This window comes from Variovorax sp. P4_D9 (genome assembly GCF_056401695.1).
Window position 1 is genome coordinate 1 of record NZ_JBFUIU010001518.1, and the last position, 1,147, is coordinate 1,147.

General features: G+C 60.2%; 2 pseudogenes. One reads left to right on the forward strand and one right to left on the reverse strand.

The features are described 5' to 3' along the window. Nucleotides 1-605: 605 nt before the first annotated feature. Nucleotides 606-865 (reverse strand): annotated as a pseudogene (locus AC1DY5_RS56530) (magnesium-translocating P-type ATPase); the annotation flags it as partial. A gap of 122 nt (nt 866-987) precedes the next feature. Between AC1DY5_RS56530 and AC1DY5_RS56535 the strand changes: the two are divergent. Next, a pseudogene (locus tag AC1DY5_RS56535) lies at nt 988-1,147 on the forward strand (IS6 family transposase); the annotation flags it as partial.

Consider the following 1,147-nt stretch of genomic DNA (forward strand, 5'->3'; position numbering starts at 1 on the left):
GCCGATGCAGTTGCTGGTTGCTGGCGGCGCTGGGCGTTTCAGCCCTGAGTTGGATCTGGTTCGAGTGCGTCAAGTGGGGTCTGCGCCAGAGTGTGCTTCCCGTCAGGTGATGCCCTGCCCGAGCACTTGATCACCGACCCGGCATTCGGAGATGGCGGCGAGCCTGCGCAAGCTTCAGTCACGGGTCGGCGAAGGACCTTCGGCAGGTACCACTCGCCGAAGATTGTGTCTGCCCGTCGTTTGGACGCAGTGCAATGTATGCAAGAAGAAGAGGGAGCGGCACTCTTGCGAGCGAGCGGGCCGAGGAGCAAGTCAAAACTGACGTAAAGGTCAATTTCCGCCCTTTGGCAGGTACGTTCACACGCGCCTGGACCTGCTCCCGTCCTCCGTTCGCGTTCGCGAGCATCACCTTTCGAGAGAAAATCCATTCCCGTCTTCCCTACTTCTACACGCAATACAACTTCCGCCAATCAGCATGGATGTTGATGGTTCGCTACGATCCACGATGGAAGCGCGCGGTCAAGTGTGCTGGTCGCATTCCGGCTTCCGGGGGCTGTCACAGACAACCCTGGATCTGCGCCAACTCATGGCCGAAGGATCGTGCATCCGAAGTTGGAGCTGGTGCCTATCACGATGTACTTCATGACGTTCCCGGAGGTGCGCCTGCCCTCCAGCACCCCTTCGTGCAGCACCGCCAGGTCGTGGTCGAGCATGACGATGTCGGCCACCTCGCGCGCCACATCGACCGCGGTGTCGACCGTCAGCCCGACGTCGGCCGACCTAGCGGCGGTGCATCGTTGATGCCGTCGCCGAGGTAGCCAACGACCAGGCCGCGCGCCTTCAGTGCCAGGATGATGCGGTTCTTCTACGCCGGATTCACGCGTGCAGAAGAGGGTGGTCTTCTGGGCTCTGGTGCAAACTTTGGCTTCCGGTAGGCTACCGACCTTTGTGATGTGAAGGCTGAACGTGGCAAAGAAGTTCCAGAGCATGGATGAGCTGTTCAAAGGTCGGCACTTTGAGCGCGAGATCATCGTGTTGTGCGTTCGCTGGTACCTGCGCTTCAAGCTGAGCTTTCGTGACCTGGTGGAGATGATGGCTGAGCGTGGCTTGGTCTTGGCCCACACAACGGTCATGCGCTGGGTCCAGC